The sequence below is a fragment of the Dyadobacter chenwenxiniae genome, from assembly GCF_022869785.1.
Taxonomy (GTDB): domain Bacteria; phylum Bacteroidota; class Bacteroidia; order Cytophagales; family Spirosomataceae; genus Dyadobacter; species Dyadobacter chenwenxiniae.
The window spans coordinates 6810715-6832574 of the sequence record NZ_CP094997.1 but is presented as its reverse complement, the minus strand read 5'-3'; the positions used below and the strand labels follow the sequence as shown (position 1 = coordinate 6832574).

21 protein-coding genes are annotated in these 21860 nt (G+C 45.1%); 15 read left to right on the top strand and 6 right to left on the bottom strand.

The window, feature by feature from the left end:
• Window positions 1-29: 29 nt before the first annotated feature.
• Window positions 30-794, bottom strand: coding sequence for a TrmH family RNA methyltransferase (locus MUK70_RS29355; protein WP_234657966.1), 765 nt, complete (start codon window positions 792-794; stop codon window positions 30-32).
• On the opposite strand from MUK70_RS29355, the gene tamL reads away from it, so the two are divergent.
• The 6 genes from tamL (at window position 794) to secG (ending at window position 7949) form a co-directional block, all read left to right on the top strand.
• Complete coding sequence (tamL, locus tag MUK70_RS29350; RefSeq protein ID WP_234657964.1) at window positions 794-3265, top strand: translocation and assembly module lipoprotein TamL; 2472 nt, start codon at window positions 794-796, stop codon at window positions 3263-3265. The two genes, MUK70_RS29355 and tamL, sit on opposite strands and share 1 nt — an antisense overlap.
• A gap of 139 nt (window positions 3266-3404) precedes the next feature.
• Window positions 3405-4889, top strand: coding sequence for a tRNA (N6-isopentenyl adenosine(37)-C2)-methylthiotransferase MiaB (gene miaB, locus MUK70_RS29345; RefSeq protein WP_234657962.1), 1485 nt, complete (start codon window positions 3405-3407; stop codon window positions 4887-4889).
• Window positions 4886-6187, top strand: a complete 1302-nt coding sequence (locus tag MUK70_RS29340) for a sigma-54 interaction domain-containing protein (protein ID WP_234603742.1) — start codon at window positions 4886-4888, stop codon at window positions 6185-6187. The genes miaB and MUK70_RS29340 overlap by 4 nt, the downstream gene beginning before the upstream one ends.
• On the top strand, window positions 6171-6731 hold the full coding sequence (locus MUK70_RS29335; protein WP_234603744.1) for an LptE family protein: 561 nt from the start codon (window positions 6171-6173) through the stop codon (window positions 6729-6731). The genes MUK70_RS29340 and MUK70_RS29335 overlap by 17 nt, the downstream gene beginning before the upstream one ends.
• Before the next feature lie 53 nt (window positions 6732-6784).
• Window positions 6785-7438, top strand: coding sequence for a DUF8458 domain-containing protein (locus MUK70_RS29330; RefSeq protein ID WP_234657961.1), 654 nt, complete (start codon window positions 6785-6787; stop codon window positions 7436-7438).
• An 85-nt stretch (window positions 7439-7523) separates the two neighbouring features.
• Complete coding sequence (secG, locus tag MUK70_RS29325) at window positions 7524-7949, top strand: preprotein translocase subunit SecG (RefSeq protein WP_234657959.1); 426 nt, start codon at window positions 7524-7526, stop codon at window positions 7947-7949.
• 66 nt (window positions 7950-8015) lie between these two features.
• Here the strand turns inward: secG and MUK70_RS29320 are convergent, their stop codons facing one another.
• Window positions 8016-8723 (bottom strand): hypothetical protein, encoded by a 708-nt coding sequence (locus tag MUK70_RS29320; protein ID WP_234603748.1) that lies wholly within the window; start codon window positions 8721-8723, stop codon window positions 8016-8018.
• A 231-nt stretch (window positions 8724-8954) separates the two neighbouring features.
• Here MUK70_RS29320 and MUK70_RS29315 point away from each other — a divergent pair, with 231 nt between their 5' ends.
• Entirely contained in the window at window positions 8955-9251 is a 297-nt protein-coding gene (locus MUK70_RS29315; RefSeq protein ID WP_026628287.1) for a co-chaperone GroES, read from the top strand.
• Window positions 9252-9306: 55 nt separating this feature from the next.
• Complete coding sequence (groL, locus tag MUK70_RS29310) at window positions 9307-10938, top strand: chaperonin GroEL (protein ID WP_234603749.1); 1632 nt, start codon at window positions 9307-9309, stop codon at window positions 10936-10938.
• 105 nt (window positions 10939-11043) lie between these two features.
• Here groL and MUK70_RS29305 read toward each other — a convergent pair whose 3' ends face one another.
• On the bottom strand, window positions 11044-11706 hold the full coding sequence (locus MUK70_RS29305; protein ID WP_234657957.1) for an ABC transporter ATP-binding protein: 663 nt from the start codon (window positions 11704-11706) through the stop codon (window positions 11044-11046).
• Between the two features lie 91 nt (window positions 11707-11797).
• Here MUK70_RS29305 and sucC point away from each other — a divergent pair, with 91 nt between their 5' ends.
• From sucC to MUK70_RS29290, 3 genes are all read left to right on the top strand, one after another.
• Window positions 11798-13021 (top strand): ADP-forming succinate--CoA ligase subunit beta, encoded by a 1224-nt coding sequence (gene sucC, locus MUK70_RS29300; RefSeq protein ID WP_233846274.1) that lies wholly within the window; start codon window positions 11798-11800, stop codon window positions 13019-13021.
• A 90-nt stretch (window positions 13022-13111) separates the two neighbouring features.
• Window positions 13112-13519: a HEPN domain-containing protein gene (locus MUK70_RS29295; protein WP_234657956.1), complete on the top strand. Its 408-nt coding sequence runs from the start codon at window positions 13112-13114 to the stop codon at window positions 13517-13519.
• Entirely contained in the window at window positions 13492-13821 is a 330-nt protein-coding gene (locus tag MUK70_RS29290) for a nucleotidyltransferase domain-containing protein (RefSeq protein WP_234657955.1), read from the top strand. The genes MUK70_RS29295 and MUK70_RS29290 overlap by 28 nt, the downstream gene beginning before the upstream one ends.
• On the opposite strand, the gene MUK70_RS29285 is transcribed toward MUK70_RS29290, so the two are convergent.
• From MUK70_RS29285 to MUK70_RS29275, 3 genes are all read right to left on the bottom strand, one after another.
• Window positions 13813-15147: a GntP family permease gene (locus MUK70_RS29285; protein WP_234657954.1), complete on the bottom strand. Its 1335-nt coding sequence runs from the start codon at window positions 15145-15147 to the stop codon at window positions 13813-13815. The two genes, MUK70_RS29290 and MUK70_RS29285, sit on opposite strands and share 9 nt — an antisense overlap.
• 11 nt (window positions 15148-15158) lie before the next feature.
• Window positions 15159-16295: an alpha/beta hydrolase family protein gene (locus MUK70_RS29280; RefSeq protein WP_234657952.1), complete on the bottom strand. Its 1137-nt coding sequence runs from the start codon at window positions 16293-16295 to the stop codon at window positions 15159-15161.
• 175 nt (window positions 16296-16470) lie between these two features.
• Complete coding sequence (locus MUK70_RS29275) at window positions 16471-17346, bottom strand: diacylglycerol/lipid kinase family protein (RefSeq protein ID WP_234657951.1); 876 nt, start codon at window positions 17344-17346, stop codon at window positions 16471-16473.
• 45 nt (window positions 17347-17391) lie between these two features.
• Between MUK70_RS29275 and MUK70_RS29270 the strand changes: the two genes are divergently transcribed.
• The 4 genes from MUK70_RS29270 to MUK70_RS29255 all read left to right on the top strand — a co-directional run bounded on the left by MUK70_RS29270 (window position 17392) and on the right by MUK70_RS29255 (window position 21825).
• On the top strand, window positions 17392-18432 hold the full coding sequence (locus MUK70_RS29270) for an App1 family protein phosphatidate phosphatase (protein WP_234657950.1): 1041 nt from the start codon (window positions 17392-17394) through the stop codon (window positions 18430-18432).
• Entirely contained in the window at window positions 18429-19115 is a 687-nt protein-coding gene (locus tag MUK70_RS29265) for a response regulator transcription factor (protein WP_234657949.1), read from the top strand. The genes MUK70_RS29270 and MUK70_RS29265 overlap by 4 nt, the downstream gene beginning before the upstream one ends.
• Before the next feature lie 2 nt (window positions 19116-19117).
• Window positions 19118-20485 (top strand): HAMP domain-containing sensor histidine kinase, encoded by a 1368-nt coding sequence (locus MUK70_RS29260; protein ID WP_234657948.1) that lies wholly within the window; start codon window positions 19118-19120, stop codon window positions 20483-20485.
• A 92-nt stretch (window positions 20486-20577) separates the two neighbouring features.
• A complete protein-coding gene (locus tag MUK70_RS29255; protein WP_234657947.1) occupies window positions 20578-21825 on the top strand; it encodes a TolC family protein in 1248 nt (415 codons plus the stop codon).
• Window positions 21826-21860: the final 35 nt, after the last annotated feature.

Below are 21860 nucleotides of genomic sequence, written 5' to 3'. Positions count from 1 at the left end.
TGTTTTATAGTCAAAACCGGCTTTGGACATTAAGCAGGAACATTAATCTGCCGCCTGAGATTATCCAGCATAACCGCCGTCGCTATGCCGACATTGAGCGACTCCGCCTCTCCCACCCGCGGAATTGTAATTTTATCCGTGACAAATCTTTCAACCGCCTGCCCGATCCCGTTCGACTCATTACCCATTACAATGTAGCCGCCCGACTGTGCAAAACTGAAATCATAAAGTGATTTTCCACCAAGGAAAGCACCAATAATGGGTTTGTCCGAAGCATTTTCAGTGAGGTAAGAAGTGAGATCCGTGTAAAAAACGTCAACTCTGGTGAATGATCCTTTGCTGGCAGCGATCACCTTTGGATTATATACATCGGTTGTATCATGCGAACAAATGATTTTTTTGATGCCGTACCAGTCGGCGATCCTGATTATGGATCCTAAATTTCCCGGATCACGGACGTCATCCAGAACCAGCACATATTCTGAATTATCAGGAGACAAAAACTCAATCTGCTTCGTTTTAGCAACGGCCAGGCAAGAATCGTTCGTTTGGAAAGACCCCAGGCCTTCCAGTTCCTGCACCGTAACCGTTTCTGTGATTGTGTTATGCGTGCTTAAAATACTTGCGTATTTTTGCTGAAATTCCGGCGTTACTAACAAAAACTCTATGTTAAAATCGGAATTGAGCAGTTCCAGCACACTCTTGGCACCTTCCACAATAAACGATTGGTGAAGTTGCCTGTACTTCTTGATTTTAAGCGAGTTAATATACTTTATACGATTTTTTGACAGCATTGAATAATAATTCTAAGATTACATATAGCTGGTATTTCTTCCTGATTTTAGTGGGATTGTCGTCTTGCGCACGAAAGCCCGCCTCCCAGGCCAAGAGCTATTATCTCGGCAATTCTTCGATCAAAGGAAATCAGATCATCAATGACTCGGAACTGGAAGCATTGATCCCGCAAAAACCCAACAGACGCCTTCTGGGCTTACCTTTTTTTCCTTACGTTGGCCTATACCGCTTTGGTGAGCTCTTTTACAATCGTGAAGAAAAGCAGCGGAAAGTAATTGAAATCACACAAAAATATCAAAATGAATCGCGCTTAAACGAAAATTCTCCCCGGAAGCTCGAAAAGATTCAACGGCGCTACGCTAAAAAACTCGAAAAAGCGCAGACGCGGGTGGATGAAGGGAATTTCTGGATGCGGGTTCTGGGCGAAGCACCGGTTTATTTCGTCGCCAGCGAAGTTGCCCTTAATGCCGAAAAAATGCAAAAATACCTCTATAACAATGGTTTTTTTGAGGCGGCGGTAAGCTATAAACCGGACACGACATTCAACAGGATCCGCGTCAGTTATTTTGTTGCTGAAAAACGCCCGACAATGATTCGGGGCATTGAGTATCAGGTGCGGAACAATATGGCCGACAGCATTATCAATTCAAATAATAAAAACCCTGCGCTGCAAACCAAAAAGCGCTATGATGGTGATTCATTTGAAGAAGAGCGGATCAGGATTGAGACACTGCTGCGGAATCAAGGCTATCTGGGCTTTTCGCGCCAAAACATTTCCTACTTGATCAATGACACCATTACCAATGCTTCCACGGATAGTTTTTTCAAATCAGTTGACGTGAAAGTGAGGGTGGATATGCCCGGGACGATCAAAAATGGGGAGCGATACAAGATCAATTCTGTCCATTTTGAGGTGTTGCCGCCGTCCGGCTCAACCGCAGATTCACTTTATGCCAGAAAAGACACGGTCAATTTTCGGGGAATTCGTTATACTTTTTCAGACAAGCGATTCGCAACCAGGATCTTAGATAGCAAAATCCAGGTGCGGCCCGGCGCGATTTACAGTCAACAGAAAGAACGCGATACCCAGCAGCAGCTTTCATTAACCGATCAGTTTCGCTTCGTAAACTACACCTATACACTCGATTCGACAGGGCATGGGATCAACAGCTATTTCAAAGTAATTCCTTTGGAGAAATATCAGGTTTCGACTGACATCGGCCTGAATGTGATCCAGCTTCAAGGCGCACCGGGGCCATTTGCAAACTTGTCTTATAAGATTAGGAATGTTTTCAACGGGCTTGAAAATTTTGAGGCTAACCTCCGGGGTGGGATCGAACTCGTGCCCGGTTTTTTGGGTAACAGCTCCATTTATCGAAGTGAAGAGATCGGACTAAACACTTCGCTGACATTTCCAAGATTGCTCACGCCGGCGAATATGCTGCAAAAGCAAACCGCGAGTTTTAATCCTCGGACGCAGGTGGGATTAGGTTATAATTACGTAAACAGGCCCGAATACACGCGGACGAACGTGAAGGTGGCCATGACCTATTCCTGGCAGCCTACAAACAAAACATTATTTAATCTGTCGCTGGTTGACCTCAACATTCTGAATACGCAAAACATCCGCTCTGATTTTCAGGCGCTGCTCGACGAGCTCAGGGAACAGGGAAATAACCTTTACAATAGTTTCCAGCGGTCATTTGTGTCAGACATTAATTTCAATTTTACCTATAACACCAACGCGCTGATCGGTCCGCAAAAGAACGCGCATTATTTCCGGGTTGCGCTGGAATCGGGCGGGACGTCGCTCAATATTCTGCCCAAACAGGAAAATTTGATCAAGAATGTCTTTGGAGATGGTTTGCAGTTTTACAAATATTTGCGCTGGAATGCGGATTATCGTCGATACTGGCCAACAGGAAGGCGTTCGGCATTTGTTGCGAGGGTTAACACGGGCGCAGTTTACAGCTACGGCGATAGCAAAGTGCCTCCCTATGAAAAGTATTTTTTCGCAGGTGGCTCCAATAGTCTGAGAGGGTGGCTACCACGTCGGCTTGGCCCGGGTTCTTCGCCTCCAAGAAAAACCATTGACAGTCTGACCATTGAATCTCCCGGTGAATTTCTACTGGAAGGAAACCTGGAATGGAGAGGTTTCCTCGCTAAATTCTTTGGAGACATTAATTATGCATTGTTTATAGATGTCGGGAATGTCTGGAACCTCAGCAGCACGGCAACCGAAAAGCAAAAGTTTGAAGCGGATAAATTTTTAAAGGAAATTGCCATCGGAACGGGTTTTGGGATTCGCTATGACCTTTCCTTTTTTATTCTCCGTTTTGATTTTGGTATCAAGGTCTATGATCCTGCCTTGCAGCGATTTGTGCTGGATGAGCTGGAATTTAAAAGGCTTTTCAACCGGAGGCAGTCTAATTTCCTCAATGTTAACCTGGGCGTCGGCTATCCATTTTAACCTTTTTTAAGCCCGCTTACAGTATGACAGTTTGTCAGTTTTTACTGAAAACTTCCTATATTTGCAGTCTTGAAAATCTGATACGTGGCAACTCAACGCCCATAGGTTCTCCGAATAAATTGATGTTAAGATCCCATCCATGGAACATAGAATTGCTGATACTTTGAAAATACTGACGCCGGAGGACAAAGAAGCCTGCGAGACAGTCCGTATTTCCGAAAATGAACCGGCTATTAATAAAAAAAGACTCTTTATAGAAAGTTACGGTTGCCAGATGAATTTCGCAGACAGCGAAATTGTGGCCTCTGTGATGCGTGAGGCAGGTTTTGCCACTACTTCCGACGTTGAAAATGCTGATCTCATATTTTTGAACACTTGTGCCATCCGCGACAATGCGGAACAGCGCGTAAGAACGCGATTGAGGCAGCTTAATGTAATAAAAAAGAAGAAACCAGGCACATTAATCGGTGTCCTGGGCTGTATGGCGGAACGCTTGAAAGCCAAGTTGCTCGACGAGGAAAAAATGGTTGACATTGTTACAGGCCCGGATGCTTACCGTGACCTGCCGCGATTGGTGGAAGAAGCCGAAACAGGCCAGAAAGGGGTTAATGTTTTTTTATCAAGAGAGGAAACTTACGCAGATATTTCCCCAATCCGCCTGAATTCCAATGGTGTAACTGCATTGATTTCCATCATGCGCGGCTGCGATAATATGTGCAGTTTTTGCGTGGTGCCCATGACACGCGGTCGTGAGCGTAGCCGTGATCCTTTTTCCATTTTAAAGGAAGCACAAGACCTTTATAATGAAGGTTATAAAGAAGTTACTTTACTTGGTCAGAATGTGGACAGCTATAAATGGCAAGGCCCTAACAGCATTACAGGGATCTCTACAAATGTGGAAACTGCTGCATTACAAACGCAGGTAAATTTTGCCAATCTGCTTGAAATGGTGGCGCAGATCAGCCCGGACCTGCGGGTAAGGTTCAGCACATCGCATCCCAAAGACATTACAGACGAAGTGCTTTACATGATCAAAAAGTACGATAACATTTGCAAATACATTCATTTACCTGCCCAACATGGCAATAGCCGCGTGCTGGAAATGATGAACCGGACTTATGACAGAGAATGGTATTTAGAGAGAATTGACAGCATTCGCCGGATCTTAGGCGATGAATGTGCGATTTCACATGATATGATCGCAGGCTTTTGCAGTGAAACAGAGGAAGAACACCTGGACTCGCTTTCATTGCTTGAATATGTGCGTTTTGACTTCGGCTATATGTTCGCTTATTCCGAACGTCCGGGGACGCTTGCTGCCAAGAAATATCCGGATGACATTCCGGCCGACATTAAGCAAAGGCGCCTCGCGGAAATCATTGATATACAACAGAGAATCTCCCTCGAACGCAATCAAAAACTGATCGGCACAGTGCAGAAAGTGCTGGTTGAAAACACTTCCAAACGTTCTGTGGACGATTTCACAGGACGCAGTGACCAGAATAAAAGAGTCATATTCCCCCGCGAAAATTTCAAAGTAGGCGATTATGTCGACGTTTTAATTACAGACACGACCGCCGCGACACTTCGCGGTTATGCGGTCGAAAAAGTACCCGTTTCATGAATCCAGCTGAAATACAAGCAATAAAGAACCGTTTTGGAATAATTGGTACTTCACCCGGGCTGAATCACGCGATTAATGTGGCTGTGCAGGTTGCAGCCACTGATCTGACCGTGCTCATTACCGGCGAAAGCGGCAGCGGAAAAGAATCATTTTCTAAAATTATCCATAGCCTCAGCTCCCGCAAACACGGACCGTTTATCGCGATCAACTGTGGCGCGATTCCGGAAGGAACGATTGATTCCGAGCTTTTTGGGCATGAAAAAGGTGCATTTACAGGAGCGCTGGATTCGAGGAAAGGATATTTTGAGACAACCAATTCAGGAACCATTTTCCTGGATGAGGTTGGAGAAATGCCTTTGGGCACCCAGGCAAGGCTTTTGCGTGTTTTGGAAAACGGCGAATATATCCGAGTAGGTTCTTCCAAAGTTTTGAAAACCAATGTGCGGGTTGCAGCTGCTACTAATGTGAATTTACTGGATGCTGTCAACAACGGAAAATTCCGGGAGGACCTTTATTACCGTTTAAATACAGTCCCCATTTACGTTCCGCCACTGCGGGACCGCGGTGAAGATATCCTGCTGCTTTTCAGGAAGTTTACCAATGATTTTTCTGAAAGATACAGGACTAAACCGGTGCGGCTTGATGGGGAAGCGCGCGACTTGCTGATGCAATATGCATTTCCGGGAAACATTCGCCAGCTAAAAAATATTGCAGAGCAGATCACCATCCTGGAAACCGATAAAGAACTGCCCATATCGCGCGAAACGTTAAATAATTACCTGAATCCCGTGCAGCCAGCGGGCAGAAAAGCGCTGATCACGCTGCGTTCCGGCGAGGATTCGGCCAGCTCATTTTCGGAGCGCGAGTTACTTTACAAAGTGCTTTTCGACATGCGCCGCGATATGACCGAGTTAAAAAAGCTCGTCCGTAATGTACTCGAAAATGAAAAATATGGCGGTGAGATCCTCAAAGATCACCAGGAGTTGTTCAGTTCGCTGAATAATACGGAACCAGCAAGCCATCCACATACGCCCACCATTGAGCCCGCGCGCTTGCTCTCGCCCGTGCCGCCGCGCACTGTGGACTTGGACAGATATTCGGACGAAAGGAGTGAAATTGAGGATGTTGTGCACGTCACAGCCGAGGAAGAATCTTTGTCCCTGGAAGACAAGGAAAAGGAAATGATCATCAAGGCTTTACGGAAAAATAATAATAAACGAAAATACGCAGCGAGTGCATTGGGCATATCGGAACGCACGTTATACAGGAAAATCAAGCAGTATGACATTGAAGAATAGATTTAAAAATATTTCCGCAGTGCGCATTTCGATGAAGTCCAAACGGCTGTTAACCCTCTTTTTTGTCCTGCATTGTTCCATTTTCATGTCGGGATGTGGCGTTTATTCCTTTACCGGAACCAATTTATCGCCTGATATCAAGACATTCAGCGTGCTCAACTTCACAATGGGAACGGCCGGCGGGCCTTCGGACCTGCCGCAGAGACTTACCGAAGAATTAAAAGAATATTTTCAGCGGAACACAAGTTTAATCAGTCAACCCGGCGGAGGTGACCTGATTCTGGAAGGTTCCATAACCGGTTACGACGTGCTTGCAGCCGCCCCGACCGCAAATGACCAGGCCGGATTAAACCGATTGAATGTCACAGTTCAGGTCCGGTATACCAATGCAAAGGACGAAACCAAGAATTTTGACCAGTCTTTTACTTACTACGCCGACTTTCCCCAGGATCAAACGCTTAACCAGAATGAAGCGCGGCTTTTGCCGACGATCCGTGAGAATTTAGTGCAACAGATCTTTAATAAATCTGCCGCCGACTGGTAGTAGATTTTCCTTTTGCATAACTTCATTTTTTATTCCAAAATATTAAGGTAAATATGTCCATCATTGAAAAGGAGGCGTTCAGCAATCTGGTTAAACATCCCCAGGCAGCAGGCAGCGAGGTAATCGAAGCGCTTGAAGCGACGATAAAGGCATTTCCTTACTGTCAGATTTCCTATTCTTTACTGGCAAAAGCATCCAGCGTGGCCGGAACCGAAAAACTGGACGAAACGCGTCCCAGGGCAGCCGCATATGCACTGAGCCGCGTCGCTTTGCAGCAGCTTGTGGAGAGTGACACGGAGCGCTACGACGCAACCGTCAACATTGAGGAAGTGATCGAGGCGCAGGAAAAATCGGTTCCACTAAATGGTGAGGACATTCTGATTGGCATTGTTGAGCAGGAAACGGTTGCGATTCCCAACCTAATATCTGACGAGCAGAAAAGGCAGCAACAGATCATTCAGGGTTTCATGAAAAAGAACCCGCGGATCATTCGCCAGGAGAACAATCTGGAACCTGTTGCCGTAGATGTGAGCGGCAGAGTTGCAGAGTCCGGCGCGGGAAGCATTGAAACCGAAGCATTTGCAAAAATCCTCGTAAGGCAGGGCAAAATCGAGAAGGCAATTGACCTCTATCAAAAATTGATCTTGAAAAAACCAGAAAAAAGGAATTACTTTGCGAAAAAATTAAGTGAATTGAATCGACTGTAAAACGCTTGATAAACTTCGGATGTCAGCAATTGGCCATCAAAACATTCACTCATTCACGCATTCAACCATTCAAAATTAATAAGGCATGTATTTGGGTTTAATTATCTTGGTTGCGATCATCGCAGTATTGTTGATTCTGGTAGTGTTGGTGCAAAATTCAAAAGGAGGAGGACTTTCCAGCGAGTTTAGCGGAGCAGGAACTACCCAAATGTTCGGTGTGAAAAAGACAACCGATTTATTGGAACAGATTACGTGGGGACTGGCAGGAGCAGTTATTCTTATTTCCCTGGCTTCTTACATTATTGTTGGCGGAAGTGCTCAAACTGGCGGAATTAACAGTGTCAATGTGGATAAGGCCCAGAATACTGTAATACCAGGCGGGAACATCGCTCCTGCACCTGGAGCCGCCGCTCCGGGAGCCGCCGCTCCGGGCGCTGCAACGGCTCCAACAGAAGGCGCTGCAACTACTCCATCTGCGACACCAGCTGCACCGGCAGACAGTTTGAAATAACATATAAGACAGTAAAAAGGGCTCATAATCTGCATTATGAGCCCTTTTTGCGTTTGTATGGTTTGGTTAAGCAATGTTCATTTGCTTCAATATCAACTTTTTGGCAACAGGGAGAAGCGCTTCGTGCAACGGATAGTCGTATTTAGATTCGACCACATAAGTCGCAGGATTGGGCAGCGATTTATTCTTTTTGGTTAAATCAACCTTTATCTGCGAAACTGTATTTCCTAAACCAATTCGGATCGTGTCTACGAAAGTCGTCTTTAAATAACGCTCTTTCATTTCATTGTAAAGCGCCAGCTGGTATTCAAAAATACTGACAATGGGCTGGAATGTGTGTAAAAACAGCAGATAGCCTTCTTCAAGACGCAAGGGCACAATGCCAACCGGCGATATTTTAATGTTCTCCCCCACTTCACTGAAACGCTCCGTGCCTTGTTCCAGCGCGTGCGAAAAACGAGGAATAGCGAAATCCAGGATGTAGTTCAGCTCTTCCAGATAAGGATCATCCTGATGCGTTTCTTCGTATTCCAATTTCCAGGTCTGCAAATTGACGCCTGTTACATTCTTTGGAAAAGAAGTCCTGATCTCGCTTTTAGTGGTGCGGATGCTAATGCAGGAATCAACATGAAATTGCAGATCTGGCAGATGCGGATGGAGCTTGTTTAATGTAAACTGGCCGTCAATGTGCTGTAAATATGCTTGCAAGACATATTTTTTATACTCAAAATCAAAAATTCCTTCGGTTAACCAGTTTTTTTGGAGGTTTGTCATAGGATTCTAAATTTGGTGCCGATAAAATTTAAGCATTTTCAAATCGTGAAACAATTGACTGCCGCGCATGACAATAAAATTACCTCTTATAATCATATAACGACAGGGTAAGGTACAAATCTGTCACACTTCCCGGAAAAAATGTCAGCCATAGCTTGCTGGCATAGATTGTGCTTACTTGGTTTCAGTCAAATCTATTACTGACAATCAAAAAACAAACGTTTAATATTTATGTCAACTTTAGCAGAAATACAAGTGAACGTACAACCTCTGGCTGATCGTGTTCTTGTAGAACCAGCCCCAGCCGAAGAAAAAACAGCATTTGGTATCATTATCCCTGATACTGCAAAGGAAAAACCTCAACGTGGAACTGTTGTAGCAGTGGGCCCGGGTAAAAAAGACGAGCCGATGACCGTTAAGGTAGGTGACACCGTATTATACGGAAAATATTCAGGAACTGAATTGGCGTACGAAGGCAAAGATGTGCTGATCATGCGTGAGTCTGACATTTACGCCATTATTGGTTAATATCAGCAAGTCCAGAAAATAACTCAATCAAGAAAAATCAAAACGATTAATTAGTATGTCTAAGAAAATTTTCTTCGATACCGAAGCTCGTGATAAAATTAAGCGCGGTGTTGATACATTGGCTGACGCCGTTAAAGTAACATTAGGACCTCGTGGTCGTAACGTAGTTATCGATAAAAAATTCGGATCGCCTAGCATCACAAAAGATGGTGTAACGGTTGCAAAAGAAATCGATCTGAAAGACCCTATCGAAAACATGGGTGCTCAGTTGGTGAAAGAAGTAGCTTCTAAAACTGCTGATTCCGCAGGTGATGGTACAACTACTGCCACTGTTTTGGCTCAGGCTATTTATTCAATCGGTGTTAAGAACGTAGCAGCGGGTGCTAACCCAATGGATCTGAAACGCGGAATTGATAAAGCAGTTTCTGTGATCGTTAAAGATCTTGAATCTCAAAAGAAAAACATTTCTACTTCCAAAGAAATCGCTCAGGTTGCTACAATTTCGGCTAACCATGACGAAGAAATTGGTCAAATGATCGCCGAGGCGATGGAAAAAGTAGGAAAAGAAGGTGTTATCACTGTTGAAGAAGCACGCGGAACGGAAACAGAAGTTAAAACTGTGGAAGGTATGCAGTTTGACCGTGGTTACCTGTCTCCATATTTTGTTACAAATACAGAGAAAATGGAAGCTGATCTTGAGCGTCCATATATCTTGATTTCTGAGAAGAAAGTTTCTTCAATGAAAGAACTTCTTCCAGTTTTAGAAGCTGTTGCTCAAACAGGCCGTCCTTTGCTTATTTTGGCAGAAGATGTTGACGGAGAAGCGCTTGCTACATTAGTAGTAAACAAAATCCGTGGCGCCTTGAAAGTGGCTGCTGTGAAAGCTCCTGGTTTTGGTGACCGTCGTAAAGCAATGCTTGAAGACATCGCGATCATCACTGGCGGTACAGTTATTAGCGAAGAGCGTGGTTTCAAATTGGAAAACGCTACTTTGGAATATCTTGGTACTTGCGAAAAAGCGATTATTGACAAAGACAACACAACTTTGGTTAACGGATCAGGCAACTCTGAAGACATTCAGGGCCGCGTGAACCAGATCAAAGCGCAGATCGAAAATACAACTTCTGATTACGATCGCGAAAAACTTCAGGAACGCCTTGCTAAATTGTCAGGTGGTGTAGCTATCCTTTACATCGGAGCTGCAACTGAGGTTGAAATGAAAGAGAAAAAAGACCGCGTTGACGATGCATTGCACGCAACTCGTGCTGCTGTTGAAGAAGGTATCGTAGCTGGTGGTGGTGTTGCTTACATTCGTGCAACTGCTGCGCTGGAAGGCTTTACCGGCAACAACGAAGACGAAACAACGGGTATCAATATCATCCGCGTAGCTTTGGAAGCTCCTTTGAGAACAATCGTTTCTAACTCAGGCCAAGAGCCTTCAGTAGTTGTTGCGAAAGTAAAAGAAGGAACTGGCGCTTACGGTTACAACGCGAAGGACAATGTTTACACAGACCTTTTGGAAGCTGGTATCATTGACCCTAAGAAAGTATCCCGCCTTGCTTTGGAAAACGCAGCATCTATCGCAGGTTTGTTGTTGACAACAGAATGTGTAATTGCTGACGAACCAGAAGAAGCTCCTGCAGGTGGCGGCCACAGCCACGGCGGCGGAATGGGTGGAATGATGTAATATTTGAGAGTTTATAGTTTAAAAAGTTCAGAGTTTAGAATTAGAGTCAAATGTTTAGACTCTAGACTTTAAACTCTGAACTTTTTAACTTTAGACTCTCAACTTTTATGATTGCATAAAGCCATCCTGCATGACTAACCTCCGATCAGCCATTGCTGCCAGATCTTCGTTGTGCGTAACAATCACAAATGTCTGCCCAAAATCATCCCGCAGCTTGAAAAACAACTGATGCAATTCCAATGCATTATGTGAATCCAGGTTACCGCTTGGTTCGTCAGCCAATACGATCGAAGGTTTGTTCAAAAGCGCCCTTGCCACGGCAACCCTTTGCTGCTCACCACCTGAAAGCTGAGAAGGCAAATGATTCGCTCTTTCTGCAAGACCCAGCATATCAAGCAATTCTTTTCCTCGTGCCAGAATGTCCTTTTCACTCATTGAGCCATTGATATATCCCGGCATACAGGCATTTTCCAACGCTGTAAACTCAGCAAGGAGGTTATGAAATTGAAAAATGAAGCCTACTTTTTCATTGCGGAAACGGGCAAGGTCTTTGTCTTTTTGGGTAAAAACATTGATGTCTTCAATAAAAACTTGTCCCTGGTCCGGCCTGTCCAATGTACCCAGAATATGGAGAAATGTGCTTTTCCCTGCGCCGGAAGCGCCCACAATTGCGACAACTTCCCCTTTCTCAACTTCTAAATCAATCCCCTTCAAAACCTGTAAAGAACCGTATGTGCGCCTGATCCCGCTCGCCCGCAGTAAATTCATATTCGTGAAGAAAGATAATTGGACTGAAACCTACGCCCGTTTTGATTAATTCCTTAATTTGCCGTGAAAATACCAATTTACTTTTATACTCATGAATATTCACGAATATCAAGGCAAAAGCGTTCTTAAAAAATACGGTGTGCGTATTCAGGAAGGGCTCGTAGCCGACACTCCGGACAAGGCAGTTGAAGTTGCGCGTGAGCTTAGCCAGCAGACTGGTACCAAATGGTATGTAGTAAAATCCCAGATCCACGCAGGTGGACGTGGAAAAGGCCGCATCGTTGGAACAGAACAACGTGGCGTTGCCCTTGCGAAATCTGTTGAAGATGTTCGCACCATATCTAATAACATTTTGGGGAAAGTGCTGGTTACACACCAGACTGGTCCTGATGGTAAGCGTGTTAACAAAGTGCTTATTGCCGAAGACGTGTATTATCCAGGACCAAGCGAGCCGAAAGAATACTATCTTTCGATCCTCCTTGACCGTGGCAGAAACTGCAATGTGATCATGGCCAGCACCGAAGGCGGTATGGACATTGAAGAAGTTGCAGAGCATACGCCTGAGAAGATCATGAAAGAGTGGATTGATCCAAAAGTAGGCTTACAGCCATTCCAGGCTCGTAAAGTGGCTTTTGCTTTGGGCCTTGAAGGTGATGCATTTAAAGAAATGGTGAAATTCATCACTGCGCTTTACAAGGCATATATTGAAAGTGATTCTGCGATGTTTGAAATCAATCCGGTTTTAAAAACATCTGATAATAAAATTCTTGCCGTTGATGCCAAAGTGGATCTGGATGACAATGCATTGTATCGTCACCCGGAACTGGCAGAAATGCGTGATACGAACGAAGAAGATCCTTTGGAAGTGGAAGCAGGCGCAAACAACCTGAACTATGTGAAACTGGACGGAAACGTGGGTTGCATGGTGAACGGTGCTGGTCTTGCTATGGCAACAATGGACCTTATCAAGCTTTCAGGCGGCGAGCCGGCTAACTTCCTGGATGTTGGGGGTGGCGCAAATGCACGCACCGTAGAAGCAGGTTTCCGTATCATTCTGAAAGATCCAAACGTTAAGGCAATCCTGATCAACATCTTCGGCGGAATCGTTCGTTGCGACCGCGTTGCGGCCGGTGTTGTGGAAGCTTACAAAGCCATCGGAGAAATTCCGGTTCCAATTATCGTTCGCTTGCAAGGAACGAATGCAGAAGAAGGAGCAAGAATTATCAATGAATCAGGCTTGAAAGTTTCTTCGGCAATTGAGTTTAAGGAGGCTGCTGCTAAGGTTTCAGAGGTTTTGGCTGAGCTGGGAGTTTAAGAAATACAGTATATAATAGAGAGGATAGCCATTTTTTGGTTATCCTCTTTTTGTTTTACCGATTACTTAACTAAATCTATATTTTTGTGAATGGATGAAGCCGGATTCAATCAGGAGAAAGTTATTGATTATTGGATCAAAAGTTCCGAGGACGACTTTGAGACGATGACTGCAATGTTCGATAGCAAACGCTATGCATGGAGCTTATTTGTTGGACACCTAATGATAGAGAAGTTGTTAAAAGCAATGTTTGTCAAGATTAACAATGAATTCCCGCCCTTCACACATAACTTATTAAGGCTCGCTGAAAAAAGTAGTATTGAACTAACCGAGGAAAGAAAACTGTTTCTTCTATCCGTCACTGCTTTTAATATCAATGGAAGATATGACGACTATAAAATGAGTTTTCAGAAAACCTGCACACCAGAATTCACGAGAAATTGGATTGAACGCCTAAAAGAAAACAGATTATGGATCAAGGACTTAATCAAACATTAGAACGCTTTGTTTTCTCCGTCTCTAAAAGTCAGCCAGGTTTGGTTGCGGCCTATTTGTTCGGGTCTTATGCCAGAAGTAATTCTCGTGCAGAAAGTGACATCGACATTGCCCTAGTCATCGAGCATTTACCAGAGCACGAAAGATTTGATACGCAAGTCAGGCTAATGATGTTAGCTTCTCAATTTGATTCCAGAATAGAGCCGCACCCGATTTCAAAGCAAGATATGCTCTCTTCGAACAATCCGTTTGCTGCGGAAATTAGGAAGACCGGCATTGAATTCAAATTAGGACAGTCAGCCTAACAAAAACCACAAAACTATCGTCACGACAAAACTCACAGCCCCCTGCAACCCCGTGAGAATGGTATGAGTCCGATAAGTGTCCCTCGCTGAAATCCCCGTAAACTGCGAAACAACCCAGAACCACGCATCATTCGTATGCGACACAATCATGGCTCCGCTTCCTACGGCCATGACGACTAATGTGATTTGAATGGGCGTGACAAACCCAAGCGAGGCTAGTAACGGCGCCAGAATGCTGGTGGTCAGCACCATCGCGGATGTAGTTGACCCTTGTGCTGTTTTAAAGAATGCAGCGATAAGGAAGGCAATTAATAGCAAGTAAGCGCCGGACATTTCGTTATGTAACAGCCATTGACTCACCATATCTTTCAAAGTCGTTTCTTTCAAAATCGCGCCGAAGGCGCCTCCTGCTCCTACAAGCACCAATGTTGTCCCGCAATGTTCGATACCACTTTTGAAACAGGCCATCATTCTTTCTGAGGCATATTCCGGGAAAAGGGAGTAACTGAAAAAGATCGCGAGGAGAAAAGAAACCAGCGGGCTGCCAAAAAAACCCAGCCATTTTGTCCAGATTTCGGGGAAGTTTAGAATCCTTGCGAAAGATGCTAATGTGATCAGGATAATGGGCAGAAGGATGGGCATGAATGCTTTCCATGCAGGTGGAAGCCGACTTTCATGAATGATCACAGGCGGCTCAACAGCTGCACTTTCAGTAATCACAACATTTTTTGCATATCTTCCTGCAAACCAGGTTGAGAGGAAAAGACTTGGAATGGAAACGATTAACCCGATCAGAATAACCAATCCGACAGAATCTGCGATACCTAAGTTTCCAGCTGCGGACAATGGGCCGGGCGTAGGTGGCACAAGCGTGTGCGTAACAAAAAGTCCACCAGACAAAGACAATGCGATGGTTCCCAGTGGCTTTCCTGTTCTTTTTGCAACAATTTGATTGAGCTTATGCAAAATAATGAACCCGGAATCACAAAAAACCGGAATTCCCACAATCCCGCCAATCACCGCCATTGCAAAGGCCGGACGTTTCTCGCCGAATAATTTCAGTATGACATCTGCCACTTTAATTGCAGCACCGGATTTATCCAAAATCGCACCGATTACACAGCCTAAAATCACCATTAAGCCGATTTTGGACATTAATTCGCCAAAACCTTTGCCTATTGTTTCGGCTAGCCTGTCAATTGGCAAACCGGCAAAAACGCCAACGCCAATCGCTGCAAGTAGCAATCCGACAAGCGGGTGCATTTTCAGAAGTGTCGAACTTAATATAATGAAAACAATGGCTGCGAGAACAATGAATATGATCATCAGATATTCGTTTAAAGCAGTTTCATCACCGCCTCATCACCGATTACCGCATTGGCCGGTCGTGGATGCGCCGCATTGAAAACTTCCAGATCATTTTGTTCAAGCACCTTGGAAGGATTTTCATCTATTTTACCCTGCGAATCAGTTACCGATTTGAGATCAAGCGCAAGTTGTTTGGCCATGAAAGTGTACATCGCAATTCTTTTGGAAGGACCGAAATCATGCTTTTCGTCAGGTAAATGCACATTTTCAACTAAATCTCTCTTTCCATACAGCCCATAAATGTTCTGAATAAATGGAAATTCAACATTCGGTGTATTTTTGGTCCAGTCGTCGCCGTCGGACACGAGAAGCATTGGACGCGGTGCCGTTAGCGATGCGATTTCAACATTGTTGGTTTGAAAATCCCCTTTTTTGTGGATCGGAAGTCCGCTTTCACACACACATCCGCCAAAGAAATGGGCCGAAACCATCACAACCGGCGCACTCACTTTCACCCGATTGTCCAGCGCAGCAAGTAGAAAAGTTTGCGTTCCCCCACCCGATTCACCCGTGACACCGATTCTTTCAGGATCAACACCTGGCTGTGCCATAAGAAAATCGAGTGCTCGGACACTGTTAATAGCTTGTAATTTAAGCGCTTTTGGCATTTTATGCTCGCAATATTTGGAATCGCCCTGCCCCACCATGTCCAGCACGAACACTACGGCGCCCATGCGAGCAAGCGTTGCGCAGCGTTTTTGGGTTTGTTCCCTGAAACGGCCGTGTGGATTTTCACCATGCCCATGCGGACATAAAATTCCAGCGTAGGATTGCTGCTTTTTTGTTGGCTTATATAAATTTCCCGTCACATAAATGCCTGGCATGCTTTCAAATGCAACATTCTCAACCGTATAGCCATCCATTTCGCGTTTGCTGTGAATGATCGGTCCAGACGTTGGTTTTGCGGGCATGGTTTCTAAACCCATTCCTTCACGAATCTGCTTCCGAATGGCGGCAGCGCGGGTTTCCCATTCCAGTTTCGTCTTAACGGTATGTTTTTCCAAGAATTCTTTCCCCTGCGCTTCGGTGAAATAGGCGCCCTGGCACAATTCCGCCTGCTGCGCAGACAATGTGTTTGTCAGACAACAAACTACTAGTAGAGACATTAAAACAACTTTCATCAGTCAGGCAAAAAAGAGAATGAATAGATTTTGACAAAAGGGCAGAACCAACCCGGGCTACTGATTGGCTGTCGGCTTTCGGCCATCGGCTATCAAAACTCAATCCAGATTAAAAGCTGACAGCCGATAGCCGAGCGCCGAAAGCCGATTGCCGAAAGCCTCAAGGAACTGCCACCTTAATATAATCCTTCAAAATATGCGCTTCCAGATTGCGGACCAGACCTTTGTATTCACCATCGATCTGGAAATGTGCTTCTTTATCAAGGCATTCTATTTCAGCTTTTTCAACAGAAATGACGCGCATAATCTCCGGATTGAAATCCGTACTGCCGGCAAGAATTTTAGCGGTCTCAATAAAATCGAGTTTTTTGGCAATGACCAATTCAAAGCGACCGTCGGACATGTCGCCCGCCGGGTTAATGGTCACGCCTGTGCCGTATTTTTGTGCATTCGCAATGATGACAATCAGCACGTCTGTCTCAATCACTTCCTCTTCTGTCGTAATCCTCACCAGGAAGTTTTCGTGCTCGCTCAGCGTTTTCAGCATTTCCCGGGCATAACCGAGCTTTCCACGCGTATCGCTGTTCTCGTAGTTTTTAACAAGCAATGCATTTAATCCCACATCCGCCAAATGCAGGCTGATCTCATTATTGATACAAACTGCATCGATCCCCACGATCTTATCCCCAAAAGCCACCTCAACAGCCTCAGCAAGAGAACCTGTAATGCCAAAATCCATAGCCAGCCCATTGGCAGATCCCACAGGAATGATGCCCATAATTACGTCAGCGCCCTGCACGGCTTCGGCTGATAGCGATATGGTGCCGTCGCCGCCTGCCACCAGCACGCGCTCCGGCTTAATGTTTCCCACCATCTCCCGGATTGTTTCCAAATCATGCTCGCCTGTGGTTGTGTAAATACGCAGATCATAACCCTTCGCCGCAGCACTTTCTATGACTATTTCAAAAACCTCATCCTTGTCGACATCGCCGGAGATCGGATTTACAACCAACAAAACCTTTCGTTCTGAAAACATAATGTCTAAATTAGGGACTTCAAGTGTACGGGGATAAAGATAGTTATGAAACGTTGCGACATAAAATTGTATCGCGGATATGCCAATAAAAAAGAGCTCGTGGTGTTTGGGCATATCATTAAAAAATATCCCTCAGGTGATCGAAAATATACGAGAACAGGGTTTCGGTATGCGCGGACGATCATTGAGCTGTTTTCTGTAAAGCCCATTCCGTTTTTAAAAGTAGTGCTGCAAGTGGGTAACATTACAGCCGAGACGACAGCGGAAGAGGACGGCTATTTCCGTTTCCAGGTCCCGCTGACTGAACCAATGCCCAGCGGCTGGCATCCGTATTCGGTGACTGTTGATGACGAATGGAATGAAAAACGATACCAGGGAAGCGCGCAGGAAGAGTTTTTTCTGCCTTACCAAAGTTCGTATGGCATCATTTCGGATATTGACGATACATTTCTGATATCACACAGCCGCCGTTCTTTCAGAAAACTATTTGTTCTGCTGTCCAAAAATGTGCAGGCGCGGAAGCCTTTTGACGATGTGGTTAAGCATTATCAGCTGCTGTCCTTCGCAAGCCGCAAGCATCCGCAGAAAGACAGCAATATCTTTTTCTACGTGTCCAGCAGTGAGTGGAATTTATATGATATGATCGTGCGGTTTGCGGAGCTCAATGGTTTGCCAAAGGCAGTCCTCAAATTGAGAACCATTAAATCAGGGCTGGATGACTTTGTCACAACGGGCGGCGGCTCGCACGACCACAAGCTTCGCAAGATCCATAACATTATCAACTTTTACCCTGAGTTGCAATTTATCCTGTTAGGCGATGATTCCCAGAAAGATCCGGAGATCTATGAAGAGATATGCAGGCAGTTTTCGGCCAACATTCGGGCAGTGTATATCCGGCAGACCCGAAAAAGAGCCAAAGCACTGACTGTGACAAATTTGAAAAACATCCAGGAGCTCGGCATCGATGTATGTTATTTCGTCCACAGCAACAAAGCCATTATCCATTCTCTCGAAACCGGACTGGTGTTCCAGCCGCCCATTGAAACGCTGCCTCCGATAGCAGAAATAAAAGACCTCCTGCTATGAAGAAAATATTGATTATCGAGGACGACCGCCGCATTGCACAGAACATTTTCCGCGGTCTTGCCTCGGAAAATATCGAAGCAGAAATCGCGCACGATGGCATCACAGGAAAGCAAATGGCGCTCGATAAGAAATTTGACCTCATTTTGCTCGATGTAAATTTGCCCGGCATGAACGGTCACGATGTTTGCCAGCAGATCAGGATTTACAAACCGTCGCTGCCGATTATTATGCTTACGGCTTACGGAGAAATTGAGGATAAAATTGAAGGCCTGGGCCGGGGGGCGGACGATTACATTGTTAAGCCATTTGATTTTAGGGAATTGCTGGCCAGAATCAATGCTGCACTGCGGGTTGCTGAATTAATCAATCCAGAGTCCGCGGACAAAATCCTGCGCATTGCCGATCTTGAAATGAACCTGGGAACAAAGCAGGTAAGCCGGGGCGGGCATATAATCGACCTCACTGCCAAAGAATTTGCCTTGCTTGAATATTTCCTTTTGCACCGGGGACGTGTGGTTTCAAAAATGGACCTTGCTGAGCACGTCTGGCATTTGAATTTCGATCCAGGCACCAATGTCGTGGAAGTTTATATCAATTATTTACGTAAAAAAGTAGATAAAGACTTCGCTACAAAGCTCATTCACACGCGTCCGGGCATGGGTTATATCATGAAAGAAGAATGACAATGAAAATCAAGGATCGCATTGCCTTCCAGTTCACACTTTTAGTGGCTGCGATTCTGCTTTTGTTTTCCATTACCATTTACAGCGTTTCCGAACATTACAGGCAGGAAGAATTTTATGACCGGCTCAAAAGCCGCGCGAAAACGACCTGCCGGTTGCTCATGAAAGTCAAAGGCATCGATAAAGACTTGCTGAAAGCAATTGACCAGAATACGCTTTCGGAAATGCTGGATGAGAAGGTCCTCGTATTTAATGAGGAGAATGAATTGATCTATTCCAGTGTGGATGACAAGTTGCTGACTTACCATGCGACATTACTGGACGAAGTCCGGCAAAAGCAATACATGGAATTTCACGAGGGTGAAAGCGAGGTGATAGGCCTTTTGTACCAGGAGCAAAGCGAGCCGCTGGTTGTGCTGGCATCCGCTTATGACACTTTCGGACACAGCAAACTGACCAATTTGCGGGAAACGCTGGGTTGGGGACTCCTTGCCGGGATTGCGGTTACGGTTGGACTCGGCATTTATTTCGCAGGCAATGCGTTGCGGCCCATAAGCCGTATCAATCATCAGGTTTCGTTGATTACGGCCCAGAACCTTTCTCAAAAACTCGATGAGGGCAATCGTAAAGATGAAATTGCACAGCTGGCGATTAACTTCAACACAGTGCTCGCGCGGCTCAACAATGCATTTGAACAACAAAAAAGTTTTGTTTCTCACGCTTCACACGAGTTGCGGACGCCGTTAGCAGCATTGAAGTCGGAAATCCAGCTCGGCCAGCGGTTTAATAAAAACAACCCTGAGATTGACGAGGTTTTTACAAACCTGTTTTCCGACACGGAGCGATTGATCAGCATAACCAATAACCTGCTTTTCCTGGCGCGTTCCTACGAACATTCGGGGCAGTTGAAAATGTCGCCGATTCACATTGAAGATCTCGCCTTCCTGGCCAAAGAAGAACTGCTTTCAATCAACCCCGATTATCACGTTGAAATTGATTACGAAAACATCCCGGAAGATGAAAAACAGACTGTTATAGAAGGAAATGAGGAATTATTGAAAAGGGTTTTTTCAAATCTTCTTGATAACGCCTGCAAATATTCGTCTGACCACCGCGCTTACATCCTGATCTACTCGGATGATAAATCCTGCATTGTAAAATTCAGAGATCACGGCATCGGAATAAGCCCAGAGGACTTACCGCATATTTTCAATCCATTTTACAGATCTTCCACTGCAACACCCGTCCCGGGTTTTGGGATCGGTCTTTCCATTTGTCAGCGCATTGTGGATTTGCACCATGGCGTGATCTCTGTCACCAGTGAGCCGGGCATGGGAAGCGAATTCCAGGTGCGTTTAAACCACGTATAAGCCTGTTTTGGCATTCTAATTTTTTTCTAACTTTATTTTAAGGCTCCTGTAATGTTGGCGTCGGAATATCGCATCATTCTAACACAGAAAACATGCGAACTTATTTCACGACGATCCTTTTATTCCTGGCAGCCCAATTGCACGCACAGGATACATTAAGGCTTTCGATCAAACAGGCTGACAGCCTGTTTCTGCAAAACAACCTTGAAATTCTTGCCGAAAAATACCAGATCGACATTGCCAAGTCTGTTGAAATCCAGGACAAACTTTGGAATAACCCCACTTTTGGCGTCGAGATCAGCGCGTATAATCCTTCCCGCGGTTTCTTAGACGTTGGCAACAATGGCCAGAAAGCTTTCACCATTCAGCAGCTCATTACCCGGGCCGGCAAACGTAACAAGCAAGTTGCGCTGGACGTAGAATCGACGCGGAAAAGCGAATATCAGTTCTTCGACCTGATCCGAACATTGAAATTTGAGCTTCGCCAGATATTTTTTGAATCCTACTATCTGGAACAAACCATTGCGTTATACGATACGCAAATCGCGTCCCTGAATACAACGGTAAATGCATTCGACAAAGAATACGACAGGAAAAACATTTCCCTCAAAGAAGTTGTACGACTCAAAGCCCTGCTCTTTCAATTAACCAATGATCGTGCAGACATCCTGTTTGAACTACATGATAACCAGCGGGATCTGCGAACATTGCTGAATGCCGACCGGCCTGTAAAATCGATTGTAGATTCAGCAGATGTACGCCGTTATCAGCTCAATCAATACACGGCCGATGCATTGAAAGCAAAGGCAATGGAAAGCCGTTCGGATCTCAAAGTGTCGCAATCGGAAGTGAAACAAGCCGAACTGAACTACACTTTGCAAAAAGCATTGGCGGTGCCTGACATTCAGCTCGGTGCGGTTTACGATCAGGCGAGTAATTATGTGAACAATTATGTAGGCGTTTCGGCTACGATAGACCTGCCTGTTTTCAACCGTAACCAGGGAAATATTAAGGCGGCAAAAAGTAATATCAGTTATTTCAAAACCGCTGAAACGGCAAAAGTGAACAGCGTCAACAACGAGGTGGATGCCGCGTTGCAAAAAGTGACTGTGGCCGAAAAGGCCTACCAAGGCGTTGAAGGCCAGTTTTCGGACCAATTCCAGCTCCTGAGCAAGGGAATGTACGATAACTTCCAGAAACGAAACATTACCCTCCTCGAATTCATCGATTTTATAGAAACCTACAACGAAAGCATCAAGGAATTTAATCGCCTGCAAGCCGACCGCATAAAGGTTTACGAAGAACTCAATTTCGTAGTCGGCGAAGAGCTTTTTAACTAACTCGAATTTATCACACCACGGCTTTTGCCACAAAT